19 protein-coding genes and 1 pseudogene are annotated in these 21,670 nt (G+C 68.5%); 9 read left to right on the plus strand and 11 right to left on the minus strand.

Annotated elements, in window-relative coordinates:
• Positions 1–597, minus strand: coding sequence for a TetR/AcrR family transcriptional regulator (locus AB6732_RS08505; RefSeq protein WP_370959515.1), 597 nt, complete (start codon positions 595–597; stop codon positions 1–3).
• Positions 598–703: 106 nt separating this feature from the next.
• Between AB6732_RS08505 and AB6732_RS08510 the strand changes: the two genes are divergently transcribed.
• The 3 genes and pseudogenes from AB6732_RS08510 to AB6732_RS08520 all read left to right on the plus strand — a co-directional run bounded on the left by AB6732_RS08510 (position 704) and on the right by AB6732_RS08520 (position 3,534).
• Positions 704–1,855 carry an ABC transporter permease gene (locus AB6732_RS08510; RefSeq protein WP_370959516.1) on the plus strand — a complete coding sequence of 384 codons (1,152 nt, stop codon included), beginning with the start codon at positions 704–706 and terminating at the stop codon, positions 1,853–1,855.
• A 288-nt stretch (positions 1,856–2,143) separates the two neighbouring features.
• A pseudogene (locus AB6732_RS08515) lies at positions 2,144–2,593 on the plus strand (DUF6318 family protein); the annotation flags it as partial.
• 170 nt (positions 2,594–2,763) lie between these two features.
• Positions 2,764–3,534 carry a hypothetical protein gene (locus AB6732_RS08520; RefSeq protein WP_370959517.1) on the plus strand — a complete coding sequence of 257 codons (771 nt, stop codon included), beginning with the start codon at positions 2,764–2,766 and terminating at the stop codon, positions 3,532–3,534.
• 385 nt (positions 3,535–3,919) lie between these two features.
• On the opposite strand, the gene der is transcribed toward AB6732_RS08520, so the two are convergent.
• From der to AB6732_RS08570, 10 genes are all read right to left on the minus strand, one after another.
• Positions 3,920–5,452: a ribosome biogenesis GTPase Der gene (der, locus tag AB6732_RS08525; RefSeq protein ID WP_370959518.1), complete on the minus strand. Its 1,533-nt coding sequence runs from the start codon at positions 5,450–5,452 to the stop codon at positions 3,920–3,922.
• Positions 5,453–5,461: 9 nt separating this feature from the next.
• Complete coding sequence (locus tag AB6732_RS08530) at positions 5,462–6,127, minus strand: lysophospholipid acyltransferase family protein (protein WP_370959621.1); 666 nt, start codon at positions 6,125–6,127, stop codon at positions 5,462–5,464.
• Positions 6,128–6,212: 85 nt separating this feature from the next.
• Positions 6,213–7,016: a (d)CMP kinase gene (cmk, locus tag AB6732_RS08535; RefSeq protein WP_370959519.1), complete on the minus strand. Its 804-nt coding sequence runs from the start codon at positions 7,014–7,016 to the stop codon at positions 6,213–6,215.
• On the minus strand, positions 7,013–8,149 hold the full coding sequence (locus AB6732_RS08540) for a prephenate dehydrogenase (protein WP_370959520.1): 1,137 nt from the start codon (positions 8,147–8,149) through the stop codon (positions 7,013–7,015). The genes cmk and AB6732_RS08540 overlap by 4 nt, the downstream gene beginning before the upstream one ends.
• Positions 8,150–8,152: 3 nt before the next feature.
• Positions 8,153–9,601 carry a pseudouridine synthase gene (locus tag AB6732_RS08545; RefSeq protein ID WP_370959521.1) on the minus strand — a complete coding sequence of 483 codons (1,449 nt, stop codon included), beginning with the start codon at positions 9,599–9,601 and terminating at the stop codon, positions 8,153–8,155.
• 309 nt (positions 9,602–9,910) lie between these two features.
• Positions 9,911–10,477 carry a hypothetical protein gene (locus AB6732_RS08550; RefSeq protein ID WP_370959522.1) on the minus strand — a complete coding sequence of 189 codons (567 nt, stop codon included), beginning with the start codon at positions 10,475–10,477 and terminating at the stop codon, positions 9,911–9,913.
• A gap of 603 nt (positions 10,478–11,080) precedes the next feature.
• Complete coding sequence (locus tag AB6732_RS08555) at positions 11,081–11,650, minus strand: SMC-Scp complex subunit ScpB (protein WP_370959523.1); 570 nt, start codon at positions 11,648–11,650, stop codon at positions 11,081–11,083.
• A complete protein-coding gene (locus AB6732_RS08560) occupies positions 11,640–12,617 on the minus strand; it encodes a ScpA family protein (RefSeq protein ID WP_370959524.1) in 978 nt (325 codons plus the stop codon). The genes AB6732_RS08555 and AB6732_RS08560 overlap by 11 nt, the downstream gene beginning before the upstream one ends.
• Before the next feature lie 8 nt (positions 12,618–12,625).
• On the minus strand, positions 12,626–13,516 hold the full coding sequence (locus AB6732_RS08565) for a ParA family protein (RefSeq protein WP_208188573.1): 891 nt from the start codon (positions 13,514–13,516) through the stop codon (positions 12,626–12,628).
• 129 nt (positions 13,517–13,645) lie between these two features.
• A complete protein-coding gene (locus AB6732_RS08570) occupies positions 13,646–14,998 on the minus strand; it encodes a cation:dicarboxylate symporter family transporter (protein ID WP_370959525.1) in 1,353 nt (450 codons plus the stop codon).
• A gap of 195 nt (positions 14,999–15,193) precedes the next feature.
• On the opposite strand from AB6732_RS08570, the gene AB6732_RS08575 reads away from it, so the two are divergent.
• The 6 genes from AB6732_RS08575 (at position 15,194) to prpB (ending at position 21,665) form a co-directional block, all read left to right on the plus strand.
• Entirely contained in the window at positions 15,194–16,897 is a 1,704-nt protein-coding gene (locus AB6732_RS08575; protein ID WP_370959622.1) for an ATP-binding protein, read from the plus strand.
• The gene (locus AB6732_RS08580) at positions 16,894–17,610 is read left to right on the plus strand and encodes a response regulator (RefSeq protein WP_370959526.1); all 717 of its coding nucleotides are present in this window, start codon (positions 16,894–16,896) and stop codon (positions 17,608–17,610) included. The genes AB6732_RS08575 and AB6732_RS08580 overlap by 4 nt, the downstream gene beginning before the upstream one ends.
• A 79-nt stretch (positions 17,611–17,689) precedes the next feature.
• The gene (locus AB6732_RS08585) at positions 17,690–18,469 is read left to right on the plus strand and encodes an SGNH/GDSL hydrolase family protein (protein ID WP_370959527.1); all 780 of its coding nucleotides are present in this window, start codon (positions 17,690–17,692) and stop codon (positions 18,467–18,469) included.
• A gap of 75 nt (positions 18,470–18,544) precedes the next feature.
• Positions 18,545–19,243 (plus strand): GntR family transcriptional regulator, encoded by a 699-nt coding sequence (locus AB6732_RS08590; RefSeq protein WP_370959528.1) that lies wholly within the window; start codon positions 18,545–18,547, stop codon positions 19,241–19,243.
• Positions 19,240–20,757, plus strand: coding sequence for an MmgE/PrpD family protein (locus AB6732_RS08595; RefSeq protein WP_370959529.1), 1,518 nt, complete (start codon positions 19,240–19,242; stop codon positions 20,755–20,757). Before AB6732_RS08590 ends, AB6732_RS08595 begins: the two co-directional genes overlap by 4 nt.
• Positions 20,757–21,665: a methylisocitrate lyase gene (gene prpB / locus AB6732_RS08600; protein WP_370959530.1), complete on the plus strand. Its 909-nt coding sequence runs from the start codon at positions 20,757–20,759 to the stop codon at positions 21,663–21,665. Before AB6732_RS08595 ends, prpB begins: the two co-directional genes overlap by 1 nt.
• Positions 21,666–21,670: the final 5 nt, after the last annotated feature.

Here is a 21,670-nt window from a genome sequence, read left to right on the forward strand (position 1 = left end):
TCACAGCCCGCCAACAACCACCGCCACAGCCTCGCGATACCGTGCCCGCGCGCCGTCGTCGAGGAAGACGCTCTGCACCATGTAGCCCTGCACCATCCCGAGCACGGCGGGCGCCACTCGACGGCCCTCGGCCTGCGCGTCACGCTCACCTAGCCCTCGGGACTGGCGGAACCAGGCGGCGAAGTAGTCCGCGAAGTGACCGCCGATCTCGCCGATGAGCTTTTCCGCCGTCTCGGCCAGCGCCGGCGAGTGGATTGCCTCGCCCCAGACCTGCACGGCGACGCCCGGGAAGAAGCCGTCATCGGGCATCTGCTCGAGGAACGCCGGAATGACCTCCGCCGGCGCGGGCACCTGGTCGCGCCCCAGGTACTCCTCCAGCATCGCGACCCGCTCGCCGAGCACCTTCCGCCCGACGTCGATCGTCAGCTGCTCCTTGCTGCGGTAGTACACGTACACGGCACCGGCGGACAGCCCCGCCTCCGCGATGATGTCCGACATCGACGTCGACGCGAACCCCTTCCGCGCCACGCACGTCAGCGCGGCCTCCAGGATCCGCTGCCGCTGCTTCTCACGGTGCTCGTCGCTGACCTTCGGCATGTCCACTCCTCCATCGATTCATCGAAAACGAATGATCGTTCTTGACAGTCTAGCCTCCGCGAGGAAAATAGAGAACGAATATTCTTTTTTGTTGAAGGAAGTCACCATGAATACTCCCCAGTCCACGCCCGCCCACCGGGACACCAGCCCGGCCACCCACGCCCCGCACACCCCCTGGCCGCACGCCCTCCGCGCGGCCGCCCTCGCCGCCGTCGCGGTCTGCGTCATCCTCCTCGCCTTCGCCTGGCCCAGCGTCACGGCGAAGGCGCAGCACCTGCCGATTGCGGTCGTCGGGAGCGCCGAACAGGTCCAGCAGCTGACCGCGAAAGCACCGGAGGGCATGCTCGACATCCGCACCGTCGCCAGCCGCGACGACGCTCTGACGCAGATCAAGAAGCGCGACGTCTACGGCGCCGTCATCCTGCCCGCCACCCCCGGAGCCGGCGCGCCCGAGATCCTGGCCGCGAGTGCTGCGAGCCCCGTCGCGAGTTCCGCGCTGACGCAGCTCGGCGCGGGGATCCAGCGCCAGATCGACCAGCAGGCCATCACAGGACTCACCTCTGCGGTCCAGCAGCTCCAGGCGGGCCTCGCTGCCGCCACCCAGAGCAAGGCCACGCCGCCCGCCGCCGGAACCACGACGCAGGCCCCGCAACAGCATCCGTCGGTCCCCACCGTGGTGGTCACCGACGTCGTGCCGCTGTCCGCCGACGACTCCCGTGGCACCGGCCTGGCCGTCGCGGGTCTGCCGCTCGCGATGGGCGGCATGGTCGGCGGCATCGTGATCTCGCTCCTGGTGTCCGGCGCGTGGCGTCGCCTCGCCGCGGTCGTGAGCTACGGAGTGCTGGGCGGCCTCGGCATCGCCGGCATCCTGCAAGGCTGGTTCCACACCCTCCAAGGCGACTACTGGGCCAACGTCGCGGCGATCGGGCTCGGCATCGCGGCGACGGCGGCGATCATCACCGGCGCGTCGGCCCTGATCGGGCGCGCGGGCATCGCCGTGGGCGCCGTGCTCACGATGTTCATCGGCAACCCCCTGTCGTCGCTGACCCAGCCCAAGGAATTTCTGCCGGCGCCGTGGGGCGACGTCGGTCAGTGGTTCGTGCCCGGCGCCTCCGGCACGCTCCTCCGCGACCTCTCCTACTTCCCCGACGCTGCGACCGCCTTCCCCTGGCTCGTTCTGGCCGGGTGGGCGGTTCTTGGAGTGCTCCTGATCGTGACCGGCCACTTCCGCGATCAGTCAGCAGTTGCGGAGGTCTGATCAGCCCTGCTGGGCGGGCGGCATTCCGCCCGCCCAGAACTGTGGATAACTTCTGTCATTTGTTGGTCATTTGTCGTAGAGTTGCGTTTGTCTCTACTGCCGACCGACTGGGGGTCATCCATGAAGCGCGCCGTGTCCTGGTGTGTGCTCGTCCTGCTGTCGTGCGTGGGCTTGGTCGCCTGCGGCACCGGTCCCGCTGGACCGAGTCCTTCTCCCCCATCGACGACGGCGCCCGCGGCTACCGCATCGACCTCGCCGTCCGCCGCGGCTAAGCCTGTCTACAAGCCGGCGACCGCGACCAGCAAGGCTCTGAATGTCCCCGTGCCCGTGATGCCGGAGGCTGCGAAGAAGGACACGCCTGAAGGGGCGAAGGCGTTCGTGGGGTACTGGGTCGCGATGCTGTCGTACGCGTACGAGACGGGGGACGTTAGCAAGCTGAAGGCGCTCCACACCGATGAGTGCATCACATGTAGGACGGTCCCCGAAAAGATCGAATCCGTATACGAGAAAGGTTGGATCGTCGGAGGGCAGCTCAAGGCCGAGCGAATTGAGCTCCGATCTCAGGCCACTCCAGACAAGCCGATTCTCGTAGCCCAGATCCGGCAGAGCCGGGCGCGGATCCACATCGCATCAGGTTCAGGAAAATTGTTCAGTGAAACGAACAACGGCTTCGCCTTCCAACTCGGGTGGACTAACTCACGCTGGCTCGTCACCGACTCGAAACTGATCGTGAGCTAGCCGTGGCTCACTTCCATCAGAAGGTATCCCGGATTTCGGGCGCGGTGAGTCTCGTCGCGGTGCTTGTTGGAACTCCGGCTGCTAGAGCCAACACAGATGTGGATGATCCTTTCCTAGTGGATGACCACGTCGAGCAGGGGGCTACAACGACCAATCCGACTCCCACGGGCGTGATTCTCACATCCGTCCACGCCTCGCCTGATGCCCCCAAGTACCAGTGGCTCCTCACGTTGCCCTGCCAGATCGACAAGTCCGGCAGCCAGGACACGAAGTGCCTCGGGTCGAACCGTAATGCCCAGAAGTGTCCGGCCGGCGCGGATCACAAGGAAGCCGGGTACTTGGCGCAGTATCGCTATGCGCCGATCGGCCTGTCGAACCCCGAGTGGTCGCAGTGGACCAACGATGGCTCACCAACGTGTGTCTACAACCCCCGGGAGGCTCAGGCGCTGCTCAATATTCCGGGCCTGATGGCTCGTGAATTCCAGTCGCGCAAGATCACCGCGGCCGAGTTCGGAGTCCAGCCACAGCCTCACACCTTGGTCGGGTTCAACACCAACTTCTACTCGCACCCAAAGAAACAGACGTTCCCATTGACCCTCCTGGGTCAGAGCATCACCCTGACGGTCTACCCCGTCTCCTCAACGTACGACTACGGCGACGGGACCACGCTCGGCCCGACCGAACTCGAAGGGTCGGCCCTGCCCAACGCGCAGTGGGGCACCGAGACCAGGACGTCCCACGCGTACCAGCGCACCGGGGAATTCGTCGCCAGCGTAACCACTCGATTCCACGGGACGTACAGCATCAACGGCGGCCCCGTCATGCCGATCCCTGGCGAAGCCACAGTCACGTCGCCAGGAGTGCGGCTGTCCGTTTGGCGTTCCAAGGTCGACTGGTACGCCGACGACTGCAACCAAAACCCCCACGGTGCGGGCTGCTGAGCCACCGACGAGTCGGAGCCGACCGAAGCGGGCCGGAGTGGGCCGGAGTGGGCTGGGACCACGGAATTGCGCCCTTCCTGGCGAACTGCTCCCCCATTGGGGCGCAATACACCGGGAAGGGCGCAATACACCGGGAGCGGCGCGGCACACCAACAAGAGCGCGGAACCCACGGCTGGAACTGGAAATCGGTGCCCGAAATTCTCTTCGGCGCGGCAATAACCATACCGAGAACAAACTCGGGCACCGATGTGGCCCGGGACCGACCAGAGCCACCAAACGCCAACGGCGGGCCTCCCTCTCAGGGAGACCCGCCGACGTCGTCGTACGGCAAGCGTCGTCACTCAGCCGCTAACCAACAGCTCAGCGCCCAACCGCCACCAGAACCTACCGGTTCCGGCCGCGCTTCTCGCGGACTCGCATCGAGACCTCGATCGGGGTGCCCCGGAAGTCGAAGGTCTCGCGCAGGCGGCGCGTGATGAAGCGGCGGTATCCGGGATCGAGGAACCCGGTGGTGAACAGCACGAACTTCGGCGGGCGGCTGCTCGCCTGCGTCGCGAACAGGATGCGCGGCTGCTTGCCACCACGCACCGGGTGCGGGTGGGCGGCCACGAGCTCACCGAGGAACGCGTTCAGCTTGCCGGTCGGGATGCGGCGATCCCAGTTGTCGAGCGCCAGTTCGAGCGCGGGAACCAGCTTGTCCTTGTGCCAGCCGGTCTTGGCGGAGATGTTGACGCGCGGCGCCCACTCCACGTGTGCCAGATCCTGGTCGATCTCGCGCTCCAGGTACCGGCGGCGGTCCTCGTCCAGCAGGTCCCACTTGTTGAAGGCCAGCACCATGGCGCGGCCGGACTCGATCGCCAGCTGCAGGATGCGGACATCCTGCTCGCTCAGGACCTCGTCCACGGCGAGCAGCACCACGGCCACCTCGGCCTTCTCCAGCGCAGCCTGCGTGCGGAGCGAGGCGTAGTAATCCGAACCGTGGGCCATGTGCTGACGGCGGCGGATACCGGCCGTGTCGACGAACTTCCAGGTCTCGCCGCCCAGCTCGATGTACTCGTCGACCGGGTCACGCGTCGTGCCGGCAAGGTTGTCGACAACCACACGCTCGGTGCCCGCCAGCTTGTTCAGCAGGGAGGACTTGCCGACGTTCGGGCGACCGATCAGGGCGACGCGGCGCGGGCCACCCGTGCGCTCGATCGCGTCCACGGCGGAGAACTCCGGCAGGATCTTCATGGCGTGATCGAGCAGATCGGCGACACCACGGCCGTGCAGACCGGACACCGGGTAGGGCTCACCGAAACCGAGGCCCCACAGTGCGGCGGCCTCGGCCTCCTGCACGAAGTCGTCCACCTTGTTGGCCACCAGGATGACCGGCTTCTTGGCCTTGCGCAGCATCTTCATGACCAGTTCGTCCGTCGCGGTCGCGCCGACGGTGGAGTCCACCACGAACAGCACGGCGTCGGAGAACTCCACGGCCACCTCGGCCTGCGCGGCCACGGAGGCGTGGATGCCCTTGGCGTCGTGCTCCCAGCCACCGGTGTCGACGACCGTGAACCGCTTCCCGTTCCACTCCGCCGGGTACATGACGCGGTCACGGGTCACGCCCGGAACGTCCTCCACCACGGCTTCGCGGCGGCCCAGGATGCGGTTGACCAGCGTCGACTTGCCGACGTTCGGGCGCCCGATGATCGCCAGCACGGGTGCGGGCTTCCGCTCCACCTGCTCGAAGTCCTCACCGAGGTGCTCAGCCAGAAGGGCGGCGTCCTCGTCGTCGAGCTCGTAATCGTCCAGGCCGGCCCGCAGGCTCGCGGCCCGGGCCTCCAGCTCGGTCTCGTCCATGGCGGCGAACGTCTCGTCGACGTTGTCCGGACCAGCGGGGACGTACTCCTCTTCCTGGCCGTTCAGCTTCTCGCTCATGTTCTCCCTTTACACCTTCTCCAGCCGGGTCCCGGCCGGTTCCACGCTGCCATCCGGCAGCTGAAGTCCACTTCTCCGCACGACGCGTGACACTTCGGTCACCAGCGCCTGCCTGATCTCCTCGGCCGCCCTGTCCATTGAAGCACGGCCACTTTCCCCCGCCTGGCGGCTCAGCCGCAGCGGTTCCCCGAAGCCCACGGCGAATCGCCGACCGGGCCGGGGCACATGATCCAGATGTTCACCTTCGCGCCGGGTCCCGGTGATGCCCACCGGCACGACGACGGCGTCCGTGTGCAGCGCGAGCCACGCCACCCCGTTGCTGAGGCTCGCCGCCGTCCCGCTCCCCCGGGTGCCTTCCGGCAGGATGCCGACATTCCGGCCCGCATCGAGCAGTGACTTCGCCGTATTCAGCGCCTGGCGGCCGTGCGCACGGTCCACCGGGATCTGACCCGAACCCCGCAGGACGCCGCCCAGGAAGCCCGTGAACATCTCCTGCTTGACCAGGATGTGCATGGGCACCGGGCTGGCTCCGAACATCACGGGTCCGTCCAGGTAGCTCAGGTGGTTCCCGGCGAACAGCACCGGAACATCCCGCGGGACGTTCTCTCGGCCGTACACCGCCGTTCGGTACGCCACATGATCCAGGAACCAGCCGACCGGCCGTGCCCACCACATGGTGGCGCGGTGCGGGACCGGGTTCGGCCCGGAACCCGGGCCGGCCACACCCGACCGTGCGGCACCCACGGGCGCCGCGCCGTCGTCAGTCACGCTGTTCAGCGGGCACGGAGCCCAGCATGCCGTGTTCCAGCACGCGGTGCACGATGTCCAGCACCGCATCCACCGTCTGCTTGAAGTCCAGATCGCTCGAGTCCAGGGTGACGACGCCGTCCGCGGCCCGGGTGAAGTTCACCACGGTCGAGTCCTTCGCGTCACGGGCCAGGACCTGCTGAGCCAGCTGTTCCTTGCTCTGCGTCCCGCCGAGCTGCACGCCGCGGCGGCGCAGTCGCGCCTCCTCGCTGGCGGTCAGCAGGAGCCGGACCTCGGCACGGGGGGCCACCACCGTGGTGATGTCCCGTCCTTCAACGACCATGCGGTTGCGGTGCTGTTCCATGAGCTCGCGCTGGCGGCGGATCAGTTCGGTCCGGGCGCCCAGGGTGGTCGCCACGGCACTCACGTGCTCCGAGATGCGCGGTTCACGGATCGCCTGGGTGACGTCCACGCCGCCGACCCGCACGTATTCCTCGTCCGGGCTGGTGCTGATCTGCAGCGGGAGCGCCTCTGCGGCATTCTCCACCGCCGCGGCACTGGCCAGATCGACACCCGCATCGAGGCAGTGCCAGGTCAGCGCACGGTACATCGCCCCGGTATCCAGGTACGCGAGGCGCAGCGCACGCGCCGCCGCCTTGCTCACACTGGACTTGCCGGAACCGCTGGGCCCGTCGATGGCCACCAGCAGCGACCTGCCCGGACGGATCACCACGTGAGCGTCGCCGGCGCGGGAAGCCGCAGCACTGGACGCGGCGGCGGCAGCCACCGTGCCCGGGTTCGGGGTTCCCTCGGTCATTGCAACACCTTCCAGCCGCGCTTGCTCAGTTCTTCCACCAGGGCGTCATGCCTGCTCGGCAGCACCGAAAGTTCCACCATGCCCACATTCTGCCCGGACGAGTGGTCGAGACGCATGTCTTCCAGGTTCACGCCGATCTCACCGATCTCCGTGAGCAGATGGGCGATCTGACCCGGACGGTCATCCACGAGCACTGTGAGCCACGCATAGCTGCGGGCCTGGCCGCCGTGCTTGCCCGGAATCCGGGCCTGACCGGCGTTGCCCTCGCTCATGAGCTGGGCGAGGTCCAGGCGAGCTCCCGGGGCCTCGGGATCCTCCAGGGTGTTGATGAGCCGGTTCAGGTCATCGCGCACACCGTGCAGGATCTCGACCATGGGCCCCGCGTTGGCGCCCAGGATCTGCACCCAGAGTTTCGGGTCGCTCGCCGCGATGCGGGTCGTGTCCCGCAGGCCGTTGCCCGCCAGGGACAGCGAATGCTCGCCGACTTCCTGGAGGCGGCTGGCCAGCAGCGACGACATGACCTGCGGCAGGTGCGACACCAGCGCCACGGCCTCGTCGTGCTCCACTGGGGTGAACTCGTAGATGATCGCGCCGAGGTCCAGGGCGAGGGTCCGTGCCGTCTCCTGCGCAGCAGGGGACGCCTCCGGCCCCGGGCACAGCACCCACGGCATCGAGGTGAAGAGCTCGCCACGCGCCGCGACCGGCCCGGACTTCTCCCGGCCCGCCATGGGGTGCGTGCCGACGTACCGGCTCAGGTCGAGCCCCGACACAGCAGCGGACTCGGTGAGCGCCGCCAGGATCCCGGCCTTCACGCTCGCGATGTCCACCACCACGGCGTTCGGGTAGGTGGTCAGCGCGCTCTCCACGACGACGGCGGTCACGTCCGGCGGCGACGCCACGACGACGAGGCGGACCGCGCCGTCGTCGTGCCCCCGCTCAGCGAGAGCGGACAGCGGAAGCCCCGCGCCGATGTCGACGGCCACGGCCTGGTTGGTGGGCGACGGATCCGAGAGGTACACCTCCACGTCCCGCCCCCGCAGCCCCAGCCCGATGCTCGCGCCGAGCAGGCCGGTGCCCAGGATGACGACGGGGCCGGTCAGCTGACCGGGCCCGTGCATGCCGAAGGCGGACATGCCTTACAGCCCCACCGCGGCCATCAGGTGGCCGAGTTCCTGCTTGCCCAGGCGGCGGATGCTGCCCTGCTTCTGATCGCCCAGGCCGATGGGACCGACCTTGAGACGCACCAGGCGCAGGACGGGGAAGCCGACGGCGTCGAACAGGCGGCGCACGATGCGGTTCTTGCCCGAGTGCAGGACGACCTCGATCAGCACCTTGCCGGGGGTGGAATCCACCAGACGGAAGGAATCGACGCGGGTCACGCCGTCTTCGAGTTCGATGCCCTCGAGCATCTGCTTGCCGATGCCGTGTGGGAACGGGCCGCGCACCTGGACCAGGTAGGTCTTCGGCACCTCATAGGACGGGTGCGTCAGGCGGTTGGCCAGCTCGCCGTCGTTGGTCAGGAGCAGAAGACCCTCGGTCTCGGCGTCCAGACGTCCGACGTGGAAGAGGCGCTCGCCCCGGAGGAGGCTCGGCTTGATGTAGTCGCTGATGCAGCGGCGGCCTTCGGGGTCGGTCATCGTGGAGACGACGCCCTTGGGCTTGTTGAACGCGTAGTAGACCATCGAGTCGTTGAGCTGCAGACGGATGCCGTCCACGTGGATGACGACCGTCTCCGGGTCCACGCGCAGGCCCAGCTCGGTGACGATCTGCTCGTCGACCTCGACCCGGCCTTCCAGGATCATCTCTTCACAGATGCGACGGCTGGCCACGCCGGCCTGCGCCATCAGCTTCTGCAGGCGCACGCCCTCGGTGCTGTGCAGCTCGTGGTCCGGAACGTCGCGGCGCGGCGCACGGCGCGGGGACTTGACCGGGCCCTTGTACTCGCCGAAGCGCTCGGAGCCGAAAGCAGCGCTCGACGCCGGACGGCCGGGTGCGGCGGCAGGCTTGCGGCCCGCGCCCTTCCGGGTGCCGCCGACGGTTCCAGCGCCACCGCGGCCGGTGCCGGCCTTGGGCTTGCCGTTCTTATTGAAGCCCGGCTTGTTGGAATTAGGGCGGTTCGGCTTGCGGGCGCCGTCCTTGGTGAACGCGTCGCGATCCTGGCCGGAGCGCTCGCCACCGGAGCGGAAGTCACCGGAACGGAAGTCACCGGAACGGAAATCGCTCGAACGGCCTTCGCCGGAGCGGCCATCACGAGAGCGGAAGTCGCCGGAGCGGGAATCGCGTGAATCGCGGCTCGGGCGGGCGTCGCGGCTCTGCCACTCGCCACGGCCGGAGCCCTGCCCGCGACGGTCGTCGCGGCCGAAACCGCCGGCGGAGGAGCGACCCGCGCCCTGACCACGGCTGCCGCTGGAGCTGCCGCCCTGGCCGTAGCCGCCCGAGCGGCGTGCGCCGCCGTCGTCGTTGCGGCCGCCCTGCTGGGCGTCCCGTCCGTACTTGCTGAAGCCCGAAGAGGCTTGGCGGCGGCTGCCGCCCTGGTTGCGGGCGTCCCCGCCTCGGTGTGAACCCTGTCGTCCCGACTGTGTCATTACCTGGCCTTAAATTGTGGTGTTCGTGGTGCTGCACTCGACCCGTCCGTCGCAGAGGACGCGTTCCGGGGAGTGCCTGGCAGCCTCATGGCATGCCGAAAAGAGGGCCGAAGCCCTGAACCAGTCTACCGGATCGACGTGTCGAAGGGAGGGAGACGTTGGTTACAGGGGTGTGGATGAGGGCCGGTCGTTACCGGGCCGCATCGTGAACCCCCAGCTGAAACAGTGAGTTTCCGCCGAAACAGCGATCAAAACGCACTGTTTCGGCGGAAACTCACTGTTTCAGCGGCCTGGGCCCGACATCGCAGCTCAATCAACCCGCGTCCGAGCCTTCGCCCAGGCCGCATGAATCCGTCGTTTCACCCCGACCGGATCCTCCAGGTCCTTCCAGTCCAGACGGACGAAGATCCAGCCCATCTCCATCAGCCGGCGTTCCCGGACGCGTTCATCGAGAATCGCCTCAGCGGTCGGCACGCTCCCGAAGTACTTCACCCGCCCGTCGAACTCCAGCGCGACCTTCAGGTCCGGCCAGGCGAAGTCGAGGCGTCGGAGGCAGCGATCCGTCATGACAGGGAACTGGGAGACGGGCATCGACAGGTTCTCGAACCACAGCAGAAATCTCGTCCGGGTCTCCCCCATCGACTCGCTCTGCGGGTCACCGAGCTCCAGAGCGCGGCGCAGATTCACCACACCGCGGTGGCCGGTCATCCGTCGAACGTACCCCTCCAGCACCGCGCGGTCCGCGCCCGCGCGTAACGCCTGATCCATGAGAACGACGCAGCCTTCAAGATCCAGGATGCGGCAGCAGTCGACGACGGTCCGCTCCAACGACGTGGCTTCGCTGGCCCCGAAGGAACAGATTTCATCGGGAAGCACCGGAAGATGATGGATCACGGTCGATGGCCCAAGCCGTAGCGTCGACGTCCTGGTCCGGCACGTGACGTGGACCTGCTCGTCCGCATGCCACAGCTGACAACCGTGAAGGAGGGCGGCGGAGGTGTGGCTGTACACGAAGGCCCGGTTCCGGCGTCGCGCATGGACTTTCTGATGAGCCCGCAACCGCAGCTCAGTACGACCCGATCTTGGAAGGCCGACAGCGTGATCCCTCCGGGCGTAAGCGCCCCTCTGGACCCGGACGAGAACACCCGATTCCACGAGGCGGCGCCGTTGGGCGTGCCGGATGCCCAGGAGGTCGAGTTCAGCGGATGACCAGAGGACTTCGTCGGGATCGAGTCGAAGATGTGGTGACTTCATGAGGACCACGGTGCCCCGGCCTCGAGGCCTGGTGGTCCACCGACGCCCGCATGTGGACTGGCTGATCGCGGGACGGTGTGGGTGAGGCACCGCCGAGACAGTGAGTTTCCGCTGAAACAGTGAGCACAACACACTGTTTCAGCGGAAACTCACTGTCTCGGCGGGTGGTGGCGGGTGCGGGCGGACTTCGGCGGACAGCGGCAGAGCACCGAGGGCGAGAGACCCCTACAACCCCGGGTAGAACGCCGTCGACTCGTCCAGGCCCGGGAGGTACGGCGAGATGGCCGGCAGCTCGGACAGGTCCTTCACGCCGAGTCGCTCCAGGAAGTACGCCGTCGTGCGGTACTGGATGGCTCCGGACTCGGGATCGGTGCCGCAGTCCTCCACGAGGCCCCGCTGGACCAGGGTCTTCATCACCGAGTCGACGTTGACGCCGCGGATCGCGGAGACCCGTGCCCGCGACACCGGCTGCCGGTACGCCACCACGGCCAGGGTCTCGAGCGCGGCCTGCGTCAGCCGTGCGGTCTGGCCGTCCATCACGAAGCGCTGCACGGCCTCCGCATGCACGGGTCGTGAGTAGATGCGCCAGCCACCGGCGAGATTCCGCAGCTCGAAACCTCGCATGCGGGCCCCGGGCACCGCGCCGTCGTACTCGGCACGGAGCGCCTGAAGCCCCGCCTCCACCTCGTCCTCGGGGATCTCCAGCGCGGAGGCGAGCTGCACCGCGCTCACGGGCTCGTCCACCACCATCAGGACCGCCTCCAGCGCGGACAGCAGTCCGTCGTCATCGCTCATCGTGAGCACCTTCCTCGGCGGTCGGAGTCTCCGCCGGTTCGTCGAAATCGGAGCCACCGGAGAGCAGCGGAGCGCCGTCCCCCTCGTGCTCATGCGCCGTCCACCGGACGGTCAGCTCCCCGAGCGCCTCAAGCTGTTCGAACGCCACGGCCCGGTCCCGGAACAGCTCCAGGACGGCCAGGAACCTCGCGATCACCACCTGGGCGTTCAGCGCGTCCGCCACGAGCGACCGGAAGCTCAGCTGATGCTCCGCCTGCAGGCGCAGGGCGAGGAGTTCCGCCTGCTCGCGAACGCTCACGGGCGCACTGTGCAGATGTTCGACTCCCACCTGAGGGATCGTCTCGTCCTTGGGCGCGAGGACCTTGGCGGCGAGCTGGGCGAAGTCGTCGGGGCCGTGCTTCCACACGAGTTCCGGGAGCAATGCGGCGAAATGCGGCTCGAGGCTCACGAGCCGGGGGAAGCGCAGCGCCTCCTGGACCAGCTCCTCGCCCAGCTGCGTCGCGACCTCCTTGAAGGCCTTGTACTGCAGCAACCGGGCGAAGAGCAGGTCCCGGGCCTCCAGCGCGGCGAGGTCCTCTTCGGGGTCGAGTTCCCCGGCGGGCAGGAGCCGGGCGGCCTTGATGTCGAGCAGCGTGGCGGCGATGACCAGGAACTCGCTGGCTTCGTCCAGGGCCCAGTCCTCACCCTGCTCCTGCAGCGCACGGATGTACGCGATGAACTCGTCCGTGACGGTCGCGAGGGCCACCTCGGTCACGTCCATCTCGCGCTTGGAGATCAGGCTCAGGAGCAGGTCGAACGGACCGGAGAAGTTCTCCAGCCGGACCTGGAATCCCTGGGGCTGGTCGGGCTGCGGGGCGACAGCCGGTTCGGTGACCACGACGACGGCGGCCCCGCCGCCGTCCTGCGCGGCAGGCGGGTGCGGGGCGGCGTCGTCGTGCTTCGGCCCGCTCACCTGGTCAGCGGGCATGACGCTGCTTACGGAGCACCGCCGCGCTCGATGAGTTCCTTGGCCAACTGGCGGTACGCCTCGGCGCCCGGGTGGTTGCTGGCGTACTGCGTGATGGGTTCCGCGGCCACCGTGGCGTCCGCGAACTTGATGGTGCGCTTGATGACGGTTTCGAAGACCTTGTCCCCGAACGCCTCGACCAGGCGCGTGATGACCTCACGGCTGTGGAGGGTGCGGGCGTCGTACATGGTGGCGAGCACGCCGTCGACCTGCAGCCGCGGGTTAAGGCGATCCTGCACCTTCTCGATGGTCTCCACGAGCAGCGCCACGGCGCGGAGCGCGAAGAACTCGCAGATCAGCGGGATGATCACGCCGTGCGCCGCGGTGAGCGCGTTGACCGTGAGCAGACCGAGGGACGGCTGGCAGTCGATGAGGACCACGTCGTAGTCGTCCTCGACCTTGCGCAGGGCGCTGGCGAGGACCTGCTCGCGGGCCACCTCGTTGACCAGCTGCACCTCTGCGGCAGAGAGGTCGATGTTGGCGGGGAGCAGGTCCACGCCCTCCACCCCGGTGGAGTGGATCGCGTCCCGGATGTCCACCTTGCGGTCCATCAGCACGTTGTAGACCGTGAGGTCCAGCTCGTGCGGATTGGCGCCGAAGCCGGCGGACAGGGCGCCCTGCGGATCGAAGTCCACCAACAGGACGCGGCGCCCGTATTCGGCGAGCGCCGCGGCCAGGTTGATGGTGGAGGTGGTCTTACCCACGCCGCCCTTCTGGTTCACCATGGCGATGACGCGGGCGGGTCCGTGCGATTCCAGGGGCGCCGGGGTGGGGAACTCCCGCCAGGGGCGGCCGGTGGGGCCGAGCCTGACATCTTCCTCGGTGGTACCCAGCGCGGTCGTACCCTGTTCGCTGCTCACGTGATGATCCACTCTTCCTGCATCGCGATGACTCTTGCCTGACCTCCACCCTAGCGGCTACGACACGCTGGCTGGGGATGTTGACAAAGTCGCCTCCGTGAGCCTTGACCCTCAAGTAGAGGGTCAAGGTTAGGCCGGGACCGGAGCTGTTCCCGGGCTCGTGGAGGAGCTGTCCGGAGCGGACGGACCGTGACCGTCCGCGAGCATCGAGGACTCGTCGAACGGCCGCTCCCCCGCGAGGACGGAGCGCACCTGAGCGGTGTCGACCTCTTTGACCCAGGTCCCGATCAGCACGGTGGCCACGGCGTTGCCCGTGAAGTTCGTCAGGGCACGCGCCTCCGACATGAACCGGTCGATGCCGACGATGATGCCCACGCCGCCCAGCAGCTCCGGACGGTGCGCCTGCAGGCCCGCGGCCAGGGTGGCCAGACCGGCGCCGGTGACACCCGCGGCGCCCTTGGACGCGATGATCATGAAGACCAGGAGGGAGATCTGCTCCCCGAGGTTGAGCGGCATGTTCATGGCGTTGGCGACGAACAGGGAGGCCATGGTCAGGTAGATGGCCGTGCCGTCCAGGTTGAAGGAGTACCCGGTGGGAACGGTCACGCCGACCACCGGCTTCGACACGCCCAGGTGCTCCATCTTGGCGATGAGCCGCGGCAGCGCCGCTTCCGAGGAGGAGGTGGAGAAGATGAGCAGGTATTCGCGGCCCAGGTACTTCATGAGGCTGAAGATGTTGACCCCGGACACCACGCGCAGGAGCGAACCGAGCACCAGGACGATGAAGAGGATGCACGTCAGGTAGAACGCCACCATGAGGGTCAGCATGCTGACGATCGCCTTGACGCCGGTCGCACCGACGACGGCGGCGATGGCGCCGAATGCGCCCACCGGAGCGAGCCACATGATCATGACCAGGATGCGGAACACGAGCTTCTGGGCGTGACCGATCGCGTTGAGGATCGGGGTGCCCTGCGTGCCCATCTTCTGGACGGCGAAGCCCACAAGGATGGCCACCAGCAGGGTCGGGAGCACGGGGATGTCCCCCGGGATGATCCCGAGCAGGAAGTCCACGGTGCTGTCCGTGGCCGCTTTCTTATTGGGGTCGTACGGGGTGAGCTTGAGGCCCTCGCCCGGGTGGATGAGGTTGCCCACCACGAGGCCGATGGCCAGCGCGAACGTGGACATGATCACGAAGTACAGGAGGGCGAGGCCGCCCACCTTGCCCACCGTGGCCGCCTTGGCGATCGAGCCGATGCCGAGGACGATGGTGCAGAAGATCACCGGGGCGATCATCATCTTGATGAGCTTGATGAACCCGTCGCCCAGAGGCTTCAGGGACTTCCCCACTTCGGGGAACAGGATGCCCACCACGGCTCCGAGCACCACCGCGACGATGACGGCGATGTACAGGTAGTGGGATGATTCAAGACGTTTGCCGCGCGCGGGCGCCGCCATTGGCGCCTGATGCTGCAAGGACATTCGTTGCTCCTTGGGAGTCGTTCGCGCGGCCTGACTGACCGCACCTCGTGGGACCATGGTGGCCGGGGGCGTGACCCAGGTCACTCTTGCGGTCATATTGGTCGCGGGGGCGGACCGGAACCAGGCACGACATCAGGCGACGGCGCCGACCGGCGCTCACCGGACACGGAGGAGACGTAAACCGTGAAGGACCTCATGGGGCGCTGGAGCATCGCCCGCCGTCTCTTCGTGGCGAACCTGCTCCTCGTGCTGACGGCCGCCATCGCGGCGAGCGCCTTCGCCGCCGTCGACATCAGAACGCGCAGTTACGACGACGCCGGGCAACGCACCCAGAGCGTCGCGGCCACGGTGGCGGCGAGCCCCTTCGTGGTGCAGGCCGCCGTCTCCCGCGAGCCGTCCGTGACCCTGCAGCCGTACGCCGAGGCGGTCATGCGGCGCGGCCACGTGGACTTCCTGACGATCATGAGCCCGGACACGACCCGTTGGACGCACGCCAACCCGGCCGAGATCGGCAAGAAGTACCTGGGTACCGTCGCACCGGCGCTGCGCGGCCAGGACTTCACCGAGACCTACACCGGCACCCTGGGCGCGTCCGTCCGGACGATCGTCCCGGTGAAGAACACCTCCGGAAAAGTGGTGGCTCTCGTGTCCGCGGGCGTCACCGTGCAGAATGTCGACGCCGGCATCACCTGGCGACTTCTGGCGATCCTCGGCCTGGCGGCGGCCCTCGTGACCGGCGGCGCGCTCGTGGCCTGGCTCCTCGGCCGGTATCTGCGCCGTGTCACGCACGGCTGGGGCGCGGAGCAGCTCGCCCAGCTCTTCGCGTATTACGAATCCGTGCTCCACTCGGTCCGCGAAGGCGTGGTCCTCGTGGACACCCGGGGCCGGGTGGTGATGTACAACGACCAGGCGGCGGAGCTTCTGGGCTTCGACTCCGCCGGGCCCTCCGGTTCGCCGGCCGCCGCCTCTGGTGCCGGGGCCGCCGTGCCGCCGACTGTCGCGGAGCTGCCCCTCGAACCAAGCCTGCGGGACCTCTTCACCTCCGGACGCGAAGCACGGGACGAAGTCCACCTCGCCGGACCCCGCCTCCTGGTGGTCAACCAGCAGGCTGCCGTCGAACAGGACTCCGGCACGAGATCGCGGCCGCGGCGCCTCGGAACGGTCGCCACCCTGCGCGACCGGACCGAGATCGAATCCCTCGGCTCGGAGCTGGCCACCACCCGCACCCTCTCCGACGCGCTCCGCGCACAGACCCACGAACACGCCAACCGCCTGCACCTCATGGTCTCGCTCATGGAACTGGGCCGGACCCCCGAGGCGCTGGAACTCGCCACCCGGGACCTCGAACTGGGTCAGCGCCTGGCCGATGACCTCCTGGGATCCGTGGACGAACCGGTCCTGGCCGCGCTCGTCATGGGCAAATCAGCGGAGGCCCACGAACGCGGCGTCCTCCTGGAACTGCACGGCGGTTCCACCCCCGCCGCGCTGGACATCCCGGTCCAGGATCTGGTGACCATCCTCGGCAACCTCCTGGACAACGCCATCGACGCAGCGGCGGCCGCCGAGGCGCCGCGTCTGGTACGCCTGGGCATCACCGCGGACGAAGGATCCGTCACGTTCACCGTGCAGGACTCGGGGGCCGGGCTCGGTGAGGGACAGCTCGAGCGCGCGTTCGAGTTCGGGTACTCCACTAAGGAGAGCCGGCACGGCCGCGGGGTGGGGCTGGCGCTCGTGCGGCAGACGGTGCGCAGGCTGGATGGGACACTGGAGGTGGACGCCGGCCACGCGCCGTTGTCCGTTTCCGCGCCACGGGAGCCGGGGGAACTGCCCGGGGCCCGCTTCGTCGTCACCCTGCCGCTGCACGGCGGACCGGCAGAAACCCCCGAAGGAGAGTCATGAAACCCATCCGGGTCCTCGTCGTCGAGGACGAGGCGATCGCCCGGGAGGCGCACGCCGCCTACCTGGACCGCCTGGAGGGCTTCGAGCACGCCGGAAGCGCCGCCGGGGGCCAAGAGGCGCTCAAAGCGCTGATCCTCGCCCGCGAGCGCGGCGAGACCGTGGACCTGGTGCTCCTGGACATGAACCTCCCGGATCTGCACGGGCTGGACGTCGCGCGCCGGATGCGCAGCGCGGGCCTGCTCACGGACATCATCGCGATCACAGCGGTCCGGGAACTCGCCGTCGTTCGGGGCGCCATCGCGACCGGCGTGGTGCAGTACCTCATCAAGCCGTTCACCTACGCGACCTTCGCCGAGAAGCTCGAGAACTACCGCTCCTTCCGGCAGACCCTCGGCTCCTCCGGAGCGGAGACGGAGGACTCCTCCCCCGCGCCGGTGGATCAGAGCGCCGTGGATCAGGCCTTCGCCACCTTGCGCGCACCGGTGGAACTGCCGCTGCCGAAGGGCATCTCGACGACGACGCTTGCCGCCGTCCGCGAACTGGTCACCACCGCGCCGCACCCGCTGTCCGCTGCCGAGCTGGCGGAACAGGCGAACCTTTCGCGGGTGACCGCCCGCCGCTACCTCGAGCATCTGGTGGCAGCCGGGGTGCTGCGCAGCACCCCGCGCTACGGCACCCCCGGACGGCCGGAGAACGAGTACCGCAGCGTGTGAGGCGGCGCGGCAGCGGCGGCACAGCTATCAGCGACACAGCTATCGGCGACACAGCGCAGACACAGGAATGATGGAGAGCATGAGGGACGTGCAGAACTCACGGGACCAGCAAGGCGGCAGCAGCCGGAGGACCTTCCTCCTGCTCACCGTCGGCGGTCCCGTCGCGGCCCTGCTGGGCGCCTGCGGCACGAGCGCCCAGGCCGCCACCCACGCCACGCCCGCTCCGCCCGGGCAGTCCAACCTCGTCATCATCGGCGACTCCCTGAGCACCGGATTCGGGACGTCCGCCGATCAGGCCTGGCCGACTCTCCTGAACGAGCGGCTTGCCTCGGCGAAACCCAATCTGGTCCTGGTCAACGCGGCGCAGAACGGCAGCGGTTACGTCAGCCCCGGTGAGGACGGCGACACGTTCGGGACCGAAGTGCAGCACGCCGTCAACGCCTGGACCCGGACGGTGCTGTTTTTCGGATCGGACAACGACCTCGGCGAGGATGTCGGACAGGTGAAGCAGGCCGCGTTGGCCGCGCTCCAGGATGTGAGGCTCCGCGCCCCTCACGCCCGCCGGATAGTGGTGGGACCACCCGCATACTCGGCGGATCCGGACCAGGACCTCCTGGCGATTCGCGACGCCCTCAAGGCCGCGGCCGAGGCGTCGTCCGTCGAATTCGTGGACCCGATCACCCATGACTGGATGGCCACGCAAGCAGACGCGCTGCTCGGCCCGGACGGTGAACACCCCAGCCCCGCGGGGCACGTCCACCTCGCCGACCTCATGGGGACGGTCCTGGGACTTCCTGCCGCCCCCTCGACGAGCCCTTCGCCGGCGCCGGCTGCGGCGTCACCGGCGTCGAGCGGCTGAGCGGGTTTGTATACATAAGCTGGGATTTAAGGCCGTCTACCCCTTTGATGAGCCCTTTGTGTATACACTGAGGCCATGCGAGCACGTGACCGGGCGTACGAAGCCCTCCGGGAGGACATCGTCTCCTGGCGCCTGGCCCCCGGCACCGTCCTCGCCGAAGTGGAACAGGCCGAACGGCTCGGCGTGAGCCGCACCCCGGTGCGGGAGGCGCTCTCCCGGCTCACCGCGGAGGGGCTGGCCGTCGCCGAGCGGCGGCGCGGCGTCGTCGTGGCGGAGCTCTCCGTGGGCGACCTCGACCAGCTCTTCGAACTCCGGGAGACTCTGGAGAGCCGCGCGGCCGCGCTCGCCGCGAGTCGCGGCGACCGCGAGCGCTTCGCACACCTCCACGAACAGTTCGTCGCGGCGGAAGCACTCCTGGACGCCTCGTCCGCAGTGGACGGCTACTACCGGCTGGTCGGAGAGCTCGACGACGCCCTGGACGAGGAGTGCGGCAACGCGTACCTGGCGCTGTCCCTGCGTCAGCTCCGCCCCCACCTTCAGCGTCTGCGCCGCCTGGCGCACGACAACCTCGGGCGGCTGCGCGACTCCTCGCGGGAGCACGCGGCGATCGCCGCCGCCGTCGCCGGGGGCAACCCGGGACTGGCGGCCGCGGCCACGACCGTCCACCTGCACGCCAGCCTGGACCACCTCCACCACAGCCAGCGGGGCCGCGGCATCCTGTCGCCCACCCGCACCGTCAACGACACCACCCCACAGGAAAGCGAGTCCCGGTGAAAACCCACAACGTCCGCGTCCACCGCAGCGAGGAGAACCTGGCCCGCGAGGACCAGCTGGCCCACAAGATCGCCCGGGTGGCCACCGATCCCGTCCCCGTCGACGCCGACGTCACGGACATGATCATCAACCGCATCATCGATAACGCTTCGGTGGCCATCGCCTCCCTGAACCGCGCGCCCATCGTCGCCGCGCGGGCTCAGGCGCTCACCCACGCACCGTCCACCGGCGGACCCGGGTCGACGGTCTTCGGGATCCAGGAACGGGTCTCCCCCGAATGGGCCGCCTGGGCCAACGGTGTCGCCGTGCGGGAACTCGACTATCACGACACCTTCCTCGCCGCCGATTACTCCCACCCGGGCGACAACATCCCGCCTCTGCTGGCGGTCGCCCAACACGTCGGCTCCTCCGGCGCGGACCTGATCCGCGGCATCGCGACCGGGTACGAGATCCAGGTCGACCTCGTGAAGGCCATCTGCCTGCACGCCCACAAGATCGACCACGTCGCCCACCTCGGGCCGTCCGCCGCCGCGGGGCTCGGAACCCTCCTCGGCCTCGACACGGAGACCGTCTTCCAGTCCGTCGGCCAGGCACTCCATACCACCACCGCCACCCGGCAGTCCCGTAAGGGCGAGATCTCCACCTGGAAGGCGCACGCCCCCGCGTTCGCCGGCAAGATGGCGGTGGAGTCCGTGGACCGTGCCATGCGCGGGCAGACCTCCCCTGTCCCGATCTACGAGGGCGAAGACGGTGTGATCGCCTGGATGCTGGACGGCCCCGACGCCTCCTACGAGGTGCCGCTTCCCGAGCCGGGCGAGTCCAAGCGCGCGATCCTGGACACCTACACCAAGGAGCACTCGGCGGAGTACCAGGCACAGGCCTGGATCGACCTCGCCCGCAAGCTGCATGGTGAACACCCCGAGCTCACGGACCCGGCGAACGTCGCGAGCATCGTGATCCACACGAGCCACCACACGCACTACGTCATCGGCTCCGGCGCCAACGACCCGCAGAAGTACAGCCCGACGGCGAGCCGCGAGACGCTGGACCACTCCATCCCGTACATCTTCACCGTCGCACTCCAGGACGGCCGCTGGCACCACGTCGACTCCTACGCCCCGGACCGCGCGTCCCGCCCGGACACGGTGGAGCTGTGGCACAAGGTGACCACTGAAGAGGACCCCGAGTGGACGCGCCGCTACCACTCCCTGGACATCGCGGAGAAGGCGTTCGGCGGCCGAGTCGTCATCACCCTCACGGACGGCCGCGTGATCGAGGACGAGATCGCCGTCGCGGACGCCCATCCGCTCGGCGCCCGGCCGTTTGCCCGCGAGCAGTACATCACCAAGTTCCGCACCCTTGCCGAGGGCCTCGTGGAACCGGCCGAGATCGAGCGGTTCCTCGACACGGTGCAGCGCCTCCCGGAGCTCGCCGCCGGCGAACTGGACCAGCTGAACATCCAGGCGGCCCCCGGCGTGATCGATCTGGCCGCCGGGCCGAAGGGCCTCTTCTGATGCTGTATTCGACGCGCACGCCCGAGCAGAAGCGCCACGAGCTGAGGGAGCTGCTGGCCTCCGGCCGCACCGTCCAGTTCCCCGGGGCGTTCAACCCGCTGTCCGCCCGGCTGATCGAGGAGAAGGGGTTCGACGGCGTCTACATCTCCGGCGCGGTCCTCGCCAACGACCTGGGACTGCCGGACATCGGACTCACCACGCTTACGGAAGTGGCGACGCGCGCCGGCCAGATCGCCCGGATGACGGATCTGCCCGCACTCGTCGACGCCGACACCGGCTTCGGCGAGCCCATGAACGTGGCCCGCACCGTGCAGGAGCTGGAAGACGCCGGGCTGGCCGGCTGCCACATCGAGGACCAGGTCAACCCGAAGCGCTGCGGTCATCTGGACGGCAAGTCGGTGGTGGACGTCGAGACCGCCACGCGGCGCATCCAGGCGGCGGCCCAGGCCCGCCGGGACCCCGGCTTCCTCCTCATGGCCCGGACGGACATCCGGGCCGCGGACGGGCTGGAAGCCGCCCAGGAACGCGCCCGCGCCCTGGTGGCGGCCGGCGCCGACGCGATCTTCCCCGAGGCCATGAAGACCCTGGAGGAGTTCGCCGCCATCCGGGAGGCCGTGGACGTGCCGATCCTGGCCAATATGACGGAATTCGGGCAGAGTGAACTGTTCACCCTGGACGAGCTGTCCTCGGTGGGCGTGAACATGCTCATCTACCCCGTGACGCTGCTGCGCAGTGCGCTGGGCGCGGCGGAGCGGGTGCTGGAGACCATCAAGGCGGACGGCACCCAGCAGGCCGCCGTGCCGGACATGCTGACCCGTGCCCGGCTGTACGAACTGGTGGACTATCCCGCCTACAACAGCTTCGACACCGGGGTCTTCAACTTCCAGGTGCCGGGCACACCGCGATGACTCAT

The organism is Arthrobacter sp. RCC_34, from assembly GCF_041360795.1.
GTDB lineage: Bacteria > Actinomycetota > Actinomycetes > Actinomycetales > Micrococcaceae > Arthrobacter_E.